This is a genomic window from Streptomyces virginiae (assembly GCF_041432505.1).
GTDB classification, from domain to species: Bacteria; Actinomycetota; Actinomycetes; order Streptomycetales; family Streptomycetaceae; genus Streptomyces; species Streptomyces virginiae_A.
On the sequence record NZ_CP107871.1, the window covers coordinates 5427907 to 5442662 of the forward strand.

General features: G+C 70.6%; 15 protein-coding genes. 5 read left to right on the plus strand and 10 right to left on the minus strand.

Going from position 1 to position 14756, the window contains the following annotated elements; all coding sequences use genetic code 11:
* The first annotated feature begins 18 nt into the window (after positions 1-18).
* Positions 19-672, plus strand: a complete 654-nt coding sequence (locus tag OG624_RS25405; protein WP_371639869.1) for a DUF4344 domain-containing metallopeptidase — start codon at positions 19-21, stop codon at positions 670-672.
* 24 nt (positions 673-696) lie between these two features.
* Here OG624_RS25405 and OG624_RS25410 read toward each other — a convergent pair whose 3' ends face one another.
* Positions 697-1116 (minus strand): PIN domain nuclease, encoded by a 420-nt coding sequence (locus OG624_RS25410; protein ID WP_371588346.1) that lies wholly within the window; start codon positions 1114-1116, stop codon positions 697-699.
* Complete coding sequence (locus OG624_RS25415) at positions 1116-1343, minus strand: type II toxin-antitoxin system VapB family antitoxin (protein WP_352165406.1); 228 nt, start codon at positions 1341-1343, stop codon at positions 1116-1118. The genes OG624_RS25410 and OG624_RS25415 overlap by 1 nt, the downstream gene beginning before the upstream one ends.
* Before the next feature lie 60 nt (positions 1344-1403).
* Here OG624_RS25415 and OG624_RS25420 point away from each other — a divergent pair, with 60 nt between their 5' ends.
* Both OG624_RS25420 and OG624_RS25425 read left to right on the plus strand, forming a co-directional pair.
* The gene (locus tag OG624_RS25420) at positions 1404-3458 is read left to right on the plus strand and encodes a thioredoxin domain-containing protein (RefSeq protein ID WP_033219712.1); all 2055 of its coding nucleotides are present in this window, start codon (positions 1404-1406) and stop codon (positions 3456-3458) included.
* 87 nt (positions 3459-3545) lie between these two features.
* Positions 3546-4085 (plus strand): hypothetical protein, encoded by a 540-nt coding sequence (locus tag OG624_RS25425; RefSeq protein ID WP_051763190.1) that lies wholly within the window; start codon positions 3546-3548, stop codon positions 4083-4085.
* Position 4086: 1 nt separating this feature from the next.
* Here OG624_RS25425 and trhA read toward each other — a convergent pair whose 3' ends face one another.
* A complete protein-coding gene (trhA, locus tag OG624_RS25430; protein WP_033219812.1) occupies positions 4087-4800 on the minus strand; it encodes a PAQR family membrane homeostasis protein TrhA in 714 nt (237 codons plus the stop codon).
* Between the two features lie 220 nt (positions 4801-5020).
* Here trhA and OG624_RS25435 point away from each other — a divergent pair, with 220 nt between their 5' ends.
* On the plus strand, positions 5021-6847 hold the full coding sequence (locus OG624_RS25435) for a phosphoenolpyruvate carboxykinase (GTP) (protein ID WP_033219714.1): 1827 nt from the start codon (positions 5021-5023) through the stop codon (positions 6845-6847).
* A 113-nt stretch (positions 6848-6960) separates the two neighbouring features.
* Here the strand turns inward: OG624_RS25435 and OG624_RS25440 are convergent, their stop codons facing one another.
* The 4 genes from OG624_RS25440 to OG624_RS25455 form a co-directional block, all read right to left on the minus strand.
* Positions 6961-7548: a hypothetical protein gene (locus OG624_RS25440; RefSeq protein ID WP_208869344.1), complete on the minus strand. Its 588-nt coding sequence runs from the start codon at positions 7546-7548 to the stop codon at positions 6961-6963.
* A gap of 10 nt (positions 7549-7558) precedes the next feature.
* Positions 7559-9118 (minus strand): substrate-binding and vWA domain-containing protein, encoded by a 1560-nt coding sequence (locus OG624_RS25445; RefSeq protein WP_371640872.1) that lies wholly within the window; start codon positions 9116-9118, stop codon positions 7559-7561.
* Between the two features lie 62 nt (positions 9119-9180).
* Positions 9181-10368 (minus strand): toxic anion resistance protein, encoded by a 1188-nt coding sequence (locus OG624_RS25450; protein ID WP_371639870.1) that lies wholly within the window; start codon positions 10366-10368, stop codon positions 9181-9183.
* Positions 10365-11459 (minus strand): hypothetical protein, encoded by a 1095-nt coding sequence (locus OG624_RS25455; RefSeq protein WP_371639871.1) that lies wholly within the window; start codon positions 11457-11459, stop codon positions 10365-10367. Before OG624_RS25455 ends, OG624_RS25450 begins: the two co-directional genes overlap by 4 nt.
* A 137-nt stretch (positions 11460-11596) precedes the next feature.
* Here OG624_RS25455 and OG624_RS25460 point away from each other — a divergent pair, with 137 nt between their 5' ends.
* Positions 11597-12025: a hypothetical protein gene (locus tag OG624_RS25460; RefSeq protein ID WP_158711810.1), complete on the plus strand. Its 429-nt coding sequence runs from the start codon at positions 11597-11599 to the stop codon at positions 12023-12025.
* Between the two features lie 65 nt (positions 12026-12090).
* Here OG624_RS25460 and OG624_RS25465 read toward each other — a convergent pair whose 3' ends face one another.
* The 3 genes from OG624_RS25465 to OG624_RS25475 form a co-directional block, all read right to left on the minus strand.
* Complete coding sequence (locus OG624_RS25465; RefSeq protein ID WP_033219724.1) at positions 12091-12729, minus strand: RDD family protein; 639 nt, start codon at positions 12727-12729, stop codon at positions 12091-12093.
* 210 nt (positions 12730-12939) lie between these two features.
* On the minus strand, positions 12940-13332 hold the full coding sequence (locus tag OG624_RS25470) for an SCO4983 family protein (protein ID WP_033219726.1): 393 nt from the start codon (positions 13330-13332) through the stop codon (positions 12940-12942).
* A 122-nt stretch (positions 13333-13454) separates the two neighbouring features.
* Positions 13455-14666 carry a pyridoxal phosphate-dependent aminotransferase gene (locus tag OG624_RS25475; RefSeq protein ID WP_033219728.1) on the minus strand — a complete coding sequence of 404 codons (1212 nt, stop codon included), beginning with the start codon at positions 14664-14666 and terminating at the stop codon, positions 13455-13457.
* Positions 14667-14756: the final 90 nt, after the last annotated feature.

Here is a 14756-nt window from a genome sequence, read left to right on the forward strand (position 1 = left end):
CCGCCCGCACGGGGATTCGTGGCGCGCCACGAGAAACCGGCCGAAGCCGACCGCGCCAACGCCGCCCTGCTCGATCGACTCCACCTCGTCGAGCTCGTCACCGCCGACCTCAACGCCTACCTCGGCGTCCCCCACCGCATCACGGTCGTCGCCCGCTCCTGTGGGGGCGAGGGCAGCGGTTACGACCCCGAGACCCGCCGGATCGAGCTCTGCTACGACGACCTGACGGAGGATCGGCAACGGTTCGAGGAGGCCGACCGCCACCCGGCCGACGAACCCCTCGCCGACATCGTCCGGGAGACCCTCCACCACGAGGCGGGCCACGCCCTCGTCGACGCCCTCGACCTCCCGGTCCGCGACCAGGGCCGCGCCGAGGAGGACGCGGCCGACCGCTTCGCCCAGCTGATGCTCCTGCGCACCCCGGAAGGCGACCGCACCCTGCTGACCGCCGCCCGCGCCTACGACCTCGCGGCTGCCGCCGACCCGACCCCGGATCCGGACGACGAACACGCCCCGGACCAGGCCCGCGCGGAATCCCACCGCTGCGCGGCCTACGGCGCGGCCCCCGCCCGCCACCCGGACCTCGCGACACCCGCCCGCGCGCACTGCGCCGCCACCTGGACCACCACCCGCGACCGCTGGACCGCCGACCTGACCCCGCTACTGCGGTGAAGCCCGCGGCGCTCTCGGCGTCGTTCAGCGGTCGACGCTGCCTGGCGGCACGACCCACTCGGTGGGTTGGCCGGTGAGAGAGGCGATCATGTCGAAGCCGCCGTCGTGGTGGAGGACGGTCAGTCGGTTCAGTTCCGCTGTGGCGGCGATGAGAAGGTCCGGGAGTGACGGTGCCCGATGGAATCCCGCGTTGAGAGCGTGGCGCTGCACTTCCAGTGCGCGGGTGAAGATGTCGTCGTCACTGGAAAAGTAGTCGAAGGCGTGCAGCCAGATGCTGATTCGTGTCGCCTCGGCGGCATCCCGGGCCGAGTGGATCATCTCGTACTCGGTGGGTCGGCGGACTGCAAGAAGGTAGCGCTCGTGGAGAGGCTTCAGTACCTCTCTCACACCGGGCTTCGTCCAGCGGGCCAGAGCTGATTTGTCGATCAGGAAGCGGCCCCGCATCAGGCGGCCCGGCCGCCATCGCGCTTCAGGGTGCCGTCGGCGTTGCGAGGGCCGGTGCTCTCGATGATCTCGCTGAAGTCGAAGTCGCCGGCGTCCATGGCGTCGAAGCCCTCTTGCCGAAGGTGCCGTTTGACGGCGTCCTCCATGGCGAGCCGTACGGCCTGGGCTTTGGTCTTGGTGCCGAAGATGCGCATCGCCTCGGCGACCATGGCCTCATCGAGGTCGATGCCCGCGACCTGGCCGGCGTCCTTCGGCGCCGATCCGTTCCCGTGCGGCAGGATGGGCCCATGCCGAACCGCCTCGCGAACGAGACCTCCCCCTACCTCCTCCAGCACGCCGACAATCCCGTCGACTGGTGGCCGTGGTCGCCCGAGGCCTTCGCGGAGGCACGTGAGCGCGGGGTGCCCGTGCACCTCAGCGTCGGCTATTCGAGCTGCCACTGGTGTCATGTGCTCGCCGGCGAGAGCTTCGAGGACGAACTGACCGCCGCCTACATGAACGAGCACTTCGTCAACATCAAGGTGGACCGCGAGGAACGCCCCGACGTCGACGCCGTCTACATGGAAGCCGTCCAGGCGGCCACCGGGCAGGGCGGGTGGCCCATGACCGTCTTCATGACCGCCGACGCCGAACCCTTCTACTTCGGGACCTACTTCCCGCCCGAGCCCCGCCAGGGCATGCCCTCCTTCATGCAGGTGCTCGAAGGGGTACGGACCGCCTGGGTGGGACGCCCCGAGGAGGTCGCCGAGGTCGCGCAGCGGATCGTACGGGACCTGGCCGGACGGGAGTTGGACTACGGGAAGGCCGGGACACCCGGACCCGAGGAGCTCGCCAAGGCCTTGCTCGGACTGACCCGGGAGTACGACGCCGCGCACGGCGGATTCGGCGGCGCGCCGAAGTTCCCGCCGTCCATGGCCTTGGAGTTCCTGCTGCGCCACCACGCGCGCACCGGATCCGAAGGCGCCCTCCAGATGGCCGCGGACACCTGCGAGGCGATGGCGCGCGGCGGGATCTACGACCAGCTCGGAGGCGGTTTCGCGCGGTACTCCGTGGACCGCGATTGGGTGGTCCCGCACTTCGAGAAGATGCTCTACGACAACGCGCTGCTGTGCCGGGTCTACGCCCACCTGTGGCGCGCCACCGGATCCGATCTCGCGCGCCGGGTCGCTTTGGAGACCGCCGACTTCATGGTCCGGGAGCTGCGCACCGACCAGGGCGGCTTCGCCTCCGCGCTCGACGCCGACAGCGAGGATCCGCTGACCGGGGAGCACGTCGAGGGGGCCTACTACGCCTGGACGCCGGCCCAGCTGCGCGAGGTGCTCGGCGAGGCCGACGGGGATCTGGCCGCCGGGTACTTCGGGGTGACCGAGGAGGGGACCTTCGAGCACGGGACGTCCGTACTGCAACTGCCCCAGGACGGGCCCGCGGTGGAGGCGGGCCGGCTCGCCGGGATCAAGGAGCGGCTGCTTGCCGCGCGGGGGCGGCGCCCCGCGCCCGGCCGGGACGACAAGATCGTCGCCGCGTGGAACGGGCTGGCGATCGCCGCGCTCGCCGAGTGCGGGGCGTACTTCGAGCGGCCCGACCTGGTGGAACGGGCGACCGAGGCGGCCGATCTGCTGGTGCGCGTGCACATGGACGGCCGGGCGCGGCTGTCGCGCACCAGCAAGGACGGCCAGGTCGGCACCAACGACGGGGTGTTGGAGGACTACGGCGATGTGGCGGAGGGCTTCCTCGCTCTGGCGTCCGTGACCGGCGAGGGGGTCTGGTTGGAGTTCGCCGGGTTCCTCGTCGACCTGGTCCTGGACCGGTTCACCGCCGAGGACGGGTCGCTGTACGACACGGCGCACGACGCCGAGAAGCTCATCCGCCGGCCGCAGGACCCGACGGACACGGCCGCCCCGTCGGGGTGGACGGCCGCCGCGGGCGCGCTGCTCTCCTACGCGGCGCACACCGGGTCCCAGGCGCACCGTACGGCGGCGGAGCGGGCGCTCGGGGTGGTCCACGCGCTCGGGCCGCGCGTGCCGCGCTACATCGGGCACGGGCTGTCGGTGGCCGAGGCGCTCCTCGACGGTCCGCGTGAGGTGGCGGTCGTGGGTCATCCGGAGGATCCGGCGCTGGCGCTGCTGCACCGGACCGCGCTGCTGGGGACGGCTCCCGGGGCGGTGGTGGCGGCCGGACTTGCGGGTGCGACGGACGGCGGTGGCGCAGAGTTCCCCCTGCTCGCCGAGCGCACCCTCGTGGACGACCTTCCGACGGCGTACGTGTGCCGGCATTTCGTCTGCGCGCGGCCGACGACGGATCCCGCCGAGTTGGCCGAGCAGTTGGGTACGGTCGGCTCCTGATCCGCCCGCTTCTGGTTGCAGGCCCCTTCGATCCGCGCACACTGGGGAGGGATGTGGCCACTGTCACCCGAGCCGGGAGGTCGAACCATGGGAAGTCCGGTCAGCGCATCGCAGACCGCGCGGATCGTGCGGCTGGCGGCCCGGGTCAGGCCCGAGATGTGGGACGCGATCAATCCGCACGGTCCGGTGTTCGCCACCGCGGTGGCAGCGGTCCGCTCCCCGGAGCGTTCCTCCGAGGTCGCCCTCAACCCCCAGCCGCTCCCGCCGCGTGAGCAGTTGCGGCTCGCCGTCCTGCAGACGGTCAAGGGTGTGGCCGAGACGGCGATCGGGGCGCACCAAGGAGGCCGTGACGCCCGGGAGATCCTGCAGGCGGTCGGCGAGGACTGGTGCCCGCCGCCGCCGCATCCGAAGATCCCCTGGCCCAAGTACTGGCCGGGACCGTGGCCGCCCGGGGAGCCCTACCCCATCGACCTCGTGGACCCCGGGTACGCGACGGCCGGCGTCCAGGCGGTGGCCGGGCTGGCGTTCCAGGGGTACGCCGACGGCATCGCGGACGAGAAGCTGAGCACCTTCTTCGGCGAGCTGGCCGACCGGCTCTTCGGTGCGGCCCTGGCGGCGCCCGGCTGACTCAGTGCTGGTACGCGGCGAGCGAGATGCCGACGTAGTGGGCCACGAAGGCCGCGAGGGTCAGCGAGTGGAAGACCTCGTGGAAGCCGAAGAAGCGGGGGGAGGGGTTCGGGCGCTTCATGCCGTAGATGACCCCGCCCACGCTGTACAGGAGACCGCCGACGATCACCAGGACCAGGACGGCGATCCCGCCGGTGCGCATGAAGTCGGGCAGGAAGAAGACCGCCGCCCAGCCCATGGCGATGTAGCAGGGCGTGTAGAGCCAGCGCGGGGCGCCGACCCAGAAGACCCGGAAGGCGATGCCGGCGGCCGCCGCGATCCACACCGCCCACAGCAGGGTCCGCCCGGTGGAGGGCGGCAGCAGCAGGACGGTCAGCGGGGTGTAGGTGCCCGCGATGATCAGGAAGATGTTGGCGTGGTCGAGCCGCCGCAGGATGGCCTCGCCGCGCGGTCCCCAGGTGCCGCGGTGGTAGACCGCGCTGACGCCGAAGAGCAGGCAGGCCGTGAGGACGTAGACGCCGCAGGCGACCCGTGCCGGGGTGGAGTCGGTGAAGGCCATCAGCACCAGGCCCGCGATGACCACGGCGGGGAACATCCCGGTGTGCAGCCAGCCGCGCATCAGCGGCTTTTCCTCCAGGGCGGTCTCGACCGCCTCCAGGGCCTCGACGACCGGTGTGGCCTCGGCGGCCGGGACGGCGGCGGCATCAGAAGTCATGCGCGCCATGCTACCTACGGGTCCGTAGGTTTCCGTTAGTGGTCTTTACGGAAGATTGACGGACGTGGCAATGCTCACGTGAGAGGCCCTCTGGACATATGCGCACATCCACCGGATGATCAGATGAGTGCGGTCGACACCGGATGAGCGGAGCGCGAAGCGTCCGGGTCGCAGCCCCCACGGGGCCTACACCAAACAAACCCCTCAACAAGGAGCAATCGTGGCGCGCGACAACGCGGCTCCCACCATCCCGACGACTCACCAGGAGCTCATCTCCTGGGTGGACGAGATCGCAGCCCTCACCCAGCCGGACCGCGTCGTCTGGTGCGACGGCTCCGAGGCCGAGTACGAGCGCCTGTGCGAAGAGCTCGTCACCAAGGGAACGTTCAAGAAGCTCGACGAGACGAAGCGCCCGAACTCCTACTACGCCGCCTCCGACCCCTCCGACGTCGCGCGCGTCGAGGACCGGACCTTCATCTGCTCCGAGAAGGAGGAGGACGCGGGCCCGACCAACCACTGGAAGGCCCCCGCCGAGATGAAGGACATCTTCGCGGGCGAGAAGGGGATCTTCCGCGGCTCCATGAAGGGCCGGACGATGTACGTCGTCCCGTTCTGCATGGGCCCCCTCGGCTCCGAGCTCTCCGCCATCGGCGTCGAGATCACCGACTCCGCCTACGTCGCCGTCGCCATGCGCACCATGACCCGCATGGGCAAGGCCGTCCTCGACGAGCTCGGCACCGACGGGTTCTTCGTCAAGGCCGTCCACACCCTCGGCGCTCCGCTCGCCGAGGGCGAGGCCGACGTGCCGTGGCCCTGCAACACCACCAAGTACATCTCGCACTTCCCGGAGAGCCGCGAGATCTGGTCCTACGGATCCGGCTACGGCGGCAACGCCCTCCTCGGCAAGAAGTGCTACGCCCTGCGCATCGCGTCCGTCATGGCCCGCGACGAGGGCTGGCTCGCCGAGCACATGCTGATCCTCAAGCTCACCCCGCCGGCCGGCGAGGGCGAAACGAAGTACGTCGCCGCCGCCTTCCCCTCCGCCTGCGGCAAGACCAACCTGGCCATGCTGGAGCCCACGATCTCCGGCTGGACCGTCGAGACCATCGGCGACGACATCGCCTGGATGCGCTTCGGCGAGGACGGTCGCCTCTACGCGATCAACCCCGAGGCCGGCTTCTTCGGCGTCGCCCCCGGCACCGGCGAGCACACCAACGCCAACGCCATGAAGACCATGTACGCGAACACCGTCTTCACCAACGTCGCGCTCACCGACGACGGCGACGTGTGGTGGGAGGGCATGACCGAAGAGGCGCCCGCGCACCTCATCGACTGGAAGGGCAACGACTGGACTCCGGCCTCGGAGACCCCGGCCGCCCACCCCAACGCCCGCTTCGCCGTCCCGGCCTCCCAGTGCCCGACGATCGCCCCCGAGTGGGAGGACCCCAAGGGCGTCCCGATCTCCGCGATCCTCTTCGGCGGCCGCCGCGCCTCCGCCGTGCCGCTGGTCACCGAGTCCTTCGACTGGAACCACGGCGTCTTCATCGGCTCGAACATCGCCTCCGAGAAGACCGCCGCCGCCGAGGGCAAGGTCGGCGAACTGCGCCGCGACCCCTTCGCCATGCTGCCGTTCTGCGGCTACAACATGGGCGACTACATGGGCCACTGGGTCAAGGTCGGCGCCGACAAGGACCAGGCCAAGCTCCCGAAGATCTACTACGTGAACTGGTTCCGCAAGAACGACGCGGGCAAGTTCGTGTGGCCCGGCTTCGGCGAGAACAGCCGCGTCCTGAAGTGGATCGTCGGCCGCCTCGACGGCACCGCCGAAGGCGTCGAGACCCCCATCGGCATCCTGCCGACCAAGGAGTCCCTCGACCTCGACGGCCTGGACCTCCCGGCCGAGGACCTCGACTTCCTCCTCACCGTCGACAAGGAGGTCTGGCGCGAGGAGGCCGCCCTGGTCCCCGAGCACCTCAACACCTACGGCGACCACACTCCCAAGGAGCTGTGGGACCAGTACCACGCACTCGTGGAGCGCCTGGGCTGAGCCAGGACACGCCCTGAAGAAGGGCCGATGAACGTGGGAGCCCCCGACCAAGCGGCGCCCACCGCTGTGGGAGCCCCCGACCAAGCGGCGCCCACCGCAGCACATGACCGACCTCAGGAGCGTCCGCGCTCCTCCAGGTAGGCCGTGTGCGTCTGCTGACGGCGGACCTCTGCTTCGCGGAGGTCCGCCGTCACTCTTTCCGCCTCCGCGTACAGCAGGTCCAGCTGACGCTCCAGATGGAGCTCCGGGGACTCCCCGCCCGGAGTCAGCCGACTCCACCAACGCGTCCGCTTGTACGTGTCCACGCACTCCGGCACGTCCCGCCGGATCGCCCGGGACAACGCGTGCACCGCCTCCGGCTCGGTGGCCAGGACCTCCGCCACCCAACCCGGCTCCAGCAAGGCCCCGTACAGCCCCGACAGCCCGACCCACCGGCCCTCCGCCGTCCCCGGCAGCTCCACCTCGCCCAGGTACTCACCGAGCCGCGTGAAGTCCGCCCGCAGCGCGCCCACCTCCTCGCTCGGGTCGAAGGGCGGCGGAGCCACCCGCTCCGGCGGGGCGATCAGCGCGCCCGCCCCGTACAGCCCGGCGACCACCAGCGGCCAGTACGCCCCCGCCACCCCGGCGACGGTCAGGCCCAACCCGACCAGGCCGCAGGCGGAGCCCGCCAGGTTCTTGCGCGACTCCAGATACCCCAGCATCCGGCGCGCCCTATTGATAGCCACGGATCTCCTCGAAGGCTCCGGCCAGCGAACCGGTCCCGCCGGTGGCGTCGAAGAGCCGCCCGCCGGTCAGCTCCGTGATGTGGGTGAGCTCCTTGCGGTCCGAATCCCCGAACAGCACCGCGAAGACCGGCGTCCGCCGCTGCGCCGGCGGCAGGGCCGCGTAGAAGGAATCGAAGTGCCCCGCCTTGACCCCCTCGGTGTTCTCGCCGTCCGTCATCAGCACGATCGAGGTGAAGGCGTCCGCGCCGCCCTGACCCAGGTGCTGGTACGCCGCCTCCAGACTGCCGTAGACCGCCGTACCCCCGTCCGGCTCCAGCGACTTCACGTCCCCCCGGATCGCGTCCAGCGCCGGCCCCGGATTACCGGGCTCCACGACGTGCGTCCGTACCTTCTTCACCTTGGACCCGAAGGGCAGCAACGTCACCTCCTCACGGTCACGGAACCGCTGCCCGGTGCCCGAACTCCCCGAACCCGTCAGATCGGTGAGCGCCGACTTCAGCCGCCCGATCCGGTCCTCCTCACTCATCGAACCCGACGTGTCCAGCACGTACACCGTCCGCGACGGCCGGCGCAGCTCGTTCTCGTACGAAGCCAGCAAACCGTCCGCCACCGAACGCGAGCCCGGGAACGGCAACTCGCGCCGCTTCTCCGCGTCCAACCCGGCAGCCGGCGCCACCCCGGCCGCCACCGGACGGCGCAACGTCCGCTCCGTGATCGCCTTCTGCGCCTCCGGGCCCCGCAGGTACTCCGTCAGCGCCCGCCCCGCATCACGGGCCCCGGCCGGCGCCGAGGTCAACAACGTCAGCGGATAGTGCGCGGTGACCACACCGTCGCGCGGCCGGATCACCGTCAGCGGAGCCGCGGCCCCCTTCGCCTCCCGGTTCATGGACAGCAGCACCGACTCGTAGTTCACCAACGCGTCCACGTCCCCGCGCTTGGCGTACGCGGTCACCAGCCAGCCCGAGGAGCCCGAGGTCAGCTTCTGCCCGGCGAAGAACTCCTTCAGCCGGGGCGTCGCCGCCTTCACGTCCGCGTCGCTCAGCGCCGCCTGCGCGCCCGACAGCCCCGAGGCCACCGACACCAGCGCCGAGAAACCGGAGTTGGAACGCACCGGATCCGTCATCCCGTACGTCAGCTTCCCGGCGGCCACGGCCTCGTGCACCGCCGGCCAGGTGACCTCCCCGGGCTGCCAGCCGAGCCGGGCCAGAGCCTCCGGCCGCACCCCGAGCGCGACCGGCGAGGACATCACCGGCGTCTCGCTGGAGAGCTTCCCCGCCGCCTCCGGCCGCAGCCGCAGGTAGTCGTTGGAGGAGAGCCAGACCGCGTCGTACTTGCCGTCCGCCGTCCCCGAGGCGACCTGCTCGGCGGCGTCCAACGTCCCGGACCAGGTCAGCTCGACCTCGACGCCGGTGGCGGCCTTCGCGTCCTTCAGGATCGGTTCCATGTCGCTGAGCTCGCTGGAGGCCAGCACCCGCAGCCGGCCCTCCTGATACGTCGACCCGTCCCGCTCGGCGGGCCCGCCCGCGGTGCAGGCCGTCACGGCCATCAGCCCGGCGAGGGCGAAGCCGATCCAGCCTCGCCGGCGCAGGCCCGGCCCGCGCGCGGCGCTCACTGCGCACCGCCTTCCAGGGCAGCTCCGCCACGGGCCCGCGCGAGGTGCGCCGAGGCGCTCTGCAGCTCTCCGGCCAGCGACTCCACCGTCGCCGCCATGTTCTGCGTCGCCTGCACCTTGAACGTGTCGATCGCGTCCAACGTCCGGTAGATCTGCGCGAACGCCGTCCGCAGCGTCTCGACGCCGACCGCCGGATCGGCCGCGATCCGCTGGATCTCGCCGCTCTGCGTGGACAGCATCTCCGCGTTGCCCCGGATCAGCTCCTCCGTGGTCCCCCTCAGGGCGCCGACCTGCTCGATCACCTTGCGCTGGTTGTCGAGGGCCGAGGCCAGCATCACGGCGATCCGCAGCGCGGACACGGTGGTGGTGGCGGCCCGGTCGACGCCCTTGATCAGCTCGTCGTTGTTGCGCCGGACCACGTCCATGGCCAGGTAGCCCTGCGCGCACACGGCCAGCTGCGTCAACAGGTCCTGGTGCTTCTGCCGGACCGGGAAGAGCAGGTCCGCGCGCAGCGCGTCGGCCGCACCGGGATCGGTGTGCTCCACCTCGGCGATCCGCTGCTCGACGGCGCCGTCCAGGGCCTCGGTCAGGACCGCGTACTCCTGGAGCTTGCCCATGGTCTCCCACAGGCGCGAGCGCTCGGTGTGCAGCGCCGCGTTGTCGCGGCGCAGTTCGTCCTGGCCGCTGCGCAACGAGCCCACGATCTTGTTGAGGGTGGCCTGCGAGGAGGCGTACTTCGCCACGTGATCGCGGAACCTGTTGCCGCCCGGCAGCTTCGCGAGCAGCTTGCGGGCACCCTTGGCGGGCGCGTCCCGCGGGTCGAGGTCCTCGACGGTGCGCCGCAGCTCCACGAGGGAGCCGGCGACCCGGGCCTGGGCGTCACCACCGCCGTCGGAGCCCAGCGAACGTACGGCCCGCTCCAGCATCCGGTTGGACTGCTGGGCGGCACTACGGATGTCGCCGGCCCCGAGGCCGGTCATCTCGCCGATGCGCTGCGCGAACTCGGGGGAGCGGGCGTCGATCCCGGCGAGCGAGCCGACGTACTCCCCGGCCCGGCGGGCCATCTCCTCGCGGACGCCGTCCTGCAGCGGGACCAGCCCGGAGGCCTGCTCCCTGCGTACGGGGGCGACGGGCTCCGGCGGGCTCAGGCGGAAGGACGTGTCCTCGGGCGTTGTCGGTGTCATGGCGTGTCCCCCTGGCCCTTGGCGCGCTGGGCCAGCGCCATCAGGATCTTGACGGTGGGTGTGCCGACCTGGCGGATGCCGGTCAGCCCCGTGTTGAGGTAGGCGGTGTGCGGCGCCGTGGCGGCGGTGAACTCGGCCACGCCCTCCTGCGGGCGGAACCCGCGGAGCACGGCCAGTTCGCGCAGCTTCGGATCGGTGGCGAGGAGGGTGCCCAACTCCCTCGCCTTCTCGGTCAGCGGCACGAAGGTGTGCGCCGAGTTGACGGTGGTGTCCGGGTAGAGCACGACCATGTCGCCCGGATCCTGCTTCTGCAGCAGCAACGAGGCCACCTGGGACTCGTACACCAGGATCAGCGGCTCGCCGCTGCCGCTGATGAACGCCCGGAAGGGGTCGTCGGTGCTCGGCTCCAGCGCGCCCTGGACGGAGATCAGCTTGTGCATCAAGGACGCGGTGCGGGCGATGCCGGCGTCGTCGGCGACGACGGTGTTGCCGTTCGCCACGTTGGAGGTGGCGGCGAGGAAGAGGGCGCCGGAGTTGGAGGAGGACGGGTCGGTGGTCTTGATGAACACCGTGCCGGTCAGTTCGGCGTGGGCGGCGGAGCCGGGCAGCTGCTGCCAGGTACGGTCCTCGCCGGAGCCCTTGAGGAAGGGACCCATGAGCAGGGTCCCGGAGTTCTTGCCGGTCATCCTGGCGAGGCCGTTGTCGGCCAGCACCTTGGCGGCGCCCTGACGGGCGATGACGACGAGAGGGGAGTAGAACGGCTTGGTCTCCTGGACTCCCTTGAGCCCTGCGGCGGCCGCGACCTCCTTGGCAGGTTCACTGCTGCTGGGGAAGGCGAAGTCGAATTCCTTGAGGGCGAGTCGGTCCATCGCCCAGGAGCCCGAGGTCTCCGTCTTCACGATGTAGCCCTTGGCGGCAAGGGCCTTGACGACATCGGGGTCGCGGAAGAATTCGGACTTCTCCGAGCCGATGACGCCACGCACGGTCTTCGTTGCCGTGGTTTCTGGGTGACCCTGCCCCTGGAACGCGACGACGTAGAGCACGCCGCCGATCAGGAGGAGGCCCAGGACGATTCCTAGGATGCGTCTCACGGGTGCAGCGTGCTCGCGGAAACCCACATTCCGCGCCAGGTCGAATGAACGTCAGGTGTCCAGGCGGTCCCACTTCGAAATGCTGTGTGAGCCCTCGGGTGCTGGTGGGCGGGGCGGCGGCCCGGGAGGATCAGGACATGGCTGTGAGCACCTTGAAATGGCAGGGCTGGCTGGTCGGTTTGGTGACGGTGGCCGGGCTGCTGGTGTTCGCCCCGCTGGGTCTGTACGTGTGGGCGAGCGGCGGCGACGCGCCGCAAGCGCCACCGCGGGCGGCGGTGGAGGACGTACGGGTCACCGGGTGCCGCATCGATCCGGCCAGCCGCCGGGTGGTGGCCGCGGTGGAGGCGACGGGGCGGGCCGAGGGCCCCGGCGCGTACGTCGTCACGGTGGAGTTCCGCGACCGCGCCGAACCGGACCCGCAGGGGCGGGCCGCGCAGGCGCTGGTGAAGATCCCGGGTGTGGCCCCGGGCGCGACCGAGTACGCGGAGGCGGTCGGCCCGGTGTGGCCGGTGGCGACGGTGCCCTGGTGCGGGGTCGCCGGCGCGGAGTTCGCGCGGACGACCTAGGCGTCCCGCCGATCAGGGCGGATGCCGTATGCGGGAAGTCGCCACCGGTCCTCACCGTGGGGCGATCAGCCGTTCTTGTTCACCTTGATGACGACGGTGCTGCACACCTTGTCGGCGAAGGTCTGCTTCTTGGCGTCCCACAGCGGCCACAGGTAGCCGATGTAGCAGGCGATGCCGTCGAGGAAGTGCGCCAGCCGGCGGACGAACGCCATACCGAAGCCGAGCGTGGCCCCGTCGATCTCACGGTGCACGCTGGTGCCGACGATCTTCTTGCCGATCGTCTGACCGGTGGTGCCTTCCTTGTACAGCTGGAAGATGCCCATGCCGAGGGCGTACAGCATGCCGATCAGGCTGAGGATGCCGGCGATCGTCTCACCCGTCTCGTCGGTGGCGACGGCCGCCCCGACACCGACGAGCGCGTACATCGGACCCGCGATGATCAGCGCGTCGAGCACGGTCGCGCCCACGCGCAGACCCCAGTGGGCGAGCGGCGGCATGCCCGGTGCGGGCGTCCCCGGCGGCGGGTAGGCGCCGTACGGCGACGGGGCCTGCTGCGGGTAGCCGTACTGCGGGGCGCCGCCCTGCGGGGGCTGCTGGGGGTAGCCGTACTGCGGGGGCACGCCCTGCGGGGCCTGCTGCGGGTAGCCGGGCTGGCCCTGCGGAGGCTGCTGGCCGTAGGGGTTGTTCGGGTCGCCGAAGCTCATGGGCGAGTCTCTCCAGAATGCTCGAACGGGGACGAAGCGGAGTGGAGGAGATCGACCATGCGGAGCGGCCTCCCCCGTGCTGCCGCGATCTTTCAGCCATCATCGTGTTCGGAGCACCGGGTTCTGTCCAATTTCCGTCCCTGCCGCAAGCCCTCGCGCGAGGAACATGGCACCCGGTCCGGAGCCTCCGCGGCCCCGGACCGGGGCCGTCTAGAGGGCGCCGGCCAGGTCCGAGGACTTCAGGGCGGCGGCGTGCGCGTCCATGCGCTCGGCGGCGAGGATCGCGACGGTGGTGTCGGCGCGGGACGCGGCGACGAGGAGCGCGCGGGCGGCGAGGTCGTGCGCGCGCCGGTGGAGAGCGGCGGTGTCCTCGGGCGAGTGGCGCGGCGCACGGGCGGGCTGGTCCCCGCGCAGTCGTGCGACCTGGGCGGCGATCTCGGCGGCGCCTTCGTCCAGCCCGAGCTCGTCGGTGACGGCGAGCAGGGCCGCGAGGTGCCCGGCGAGCTGGATGTCCAGCGCTTCGCCGCGGCTGCTGTGCGGGTACTCGGCCGGAGTGGCGCCCATGCGGTGGACGACCGGCTTCGTGCGGATCGGCTCATACATGAGGTGGCCTCCTGCGTGGTCAGGAGACCATCCTACATTGGATTGGTTCTAAAGTTGAGCTGGATCCTGTTGTCGGGGGTGCGTCTCGCCGGCTGGACTCCGGCGAGCCGCACCGTTCGCGCCTACAGCTGGCTGTAACCGTCGAGGAAGTTCCCGATCCGGGTCACCGCGTCCGCCAGATCCTTGGCGTTCGGCAGCGTCACGATCCGGAAGTGGTCGGGCTCGGGCCAGTTGAAGCCCGTACCGTGCACCACCATGATCTTCTCGGCCCGCAGCAGGTCCAGGACCATCTGCCGGTCGTCCTTGATCTTGTAGACGGACGGGTCCAGCCGCGGGAAGGCGTACAGCGCGCCCTTCGGCTTGACGCACGTGACGCCCGGGATCTGGGTGAGCAGGTCGTACGCGACGTTGCGCTGCTCCAGGATCCGCCCGCCGGGCAGGACCAGGTCCTCGATCGACTGCCGACCACCGAGCGCGGTGGCCACGGCGTACTGCGAGGGCATGTTCGCGCACAGGCGCATGTTCGCCAGGACCGTGAGGCCCTCGATGTAGCAGGAGGCGTGCTTCTTGGGGCCGCAGACCGCCATCCAGCCGGCCCGGTAGCCGGCGACGCGGTAGTTCTTCGAGAGCCCGTTGAAGGTCAGGGTCAGCAGGTCGGGGGCGATCGCGGCGGTGTTGTGGTGCACGGCGCCGTCGTAGAGGATCCGGTCGTAGATCTCGTCCGAGCAGACGACCAGGTTGTGGCGGCGCGCGATGTCGGTGAGCCCGCGCAGCATCTCTTCGTCGTAGACGGCGCCGGTCGGGTTGTTCGGGTTGATGATGACGATCGCCTTGGTGCGATCGGTGACCTTGCGCTCGATGTCGGCGAGGTCGGGCATCCAGTCGGACTGCTCGTCGCAGCGGTAGTGCACGGCCGTACCGCCGGCGAGGGACACGGAGGCGGTCCACAACGGGTAGTCCGGTGCGGGGACCAGGACCTCGTCGCCGTCGTCGAGCAGCGCCTGCATCGACATCTGGATCAGCTCGGAGACGCCGTTGCCGAGGTAGATGTCCTCGACGTCCAGGTCGATGCCCTTGGTCTGGTAGTGCTGCATGACCGCGCGGCGCGCGGAGAGCAGACCCTTCGCGTCGCCGTAACCGTGGGCGGTGCCCAGGTTGCGGAGCATGTCCTCAAGGATCTCCGGAGGGCACTCGAAGCCGAAGGCCGCGGGGTTGCCCGTGTTGAGCTTGAGGATGCGATGACCTGCTGCTTCGAGCCGCATCGCCTCTTCGAGCACGGGGCCGCGGATCTCGTAACAGACATTGGCGAGTTTGGTTGACTGGATCACCTGCATGACGGGAGCTTACGGGCCCGGGTGCGAGCTTGACGTGTGTTTTCGAAGAGAGGTCCGAGGGGTGGTTTGTCCCACTTCGGGCAATGAGTG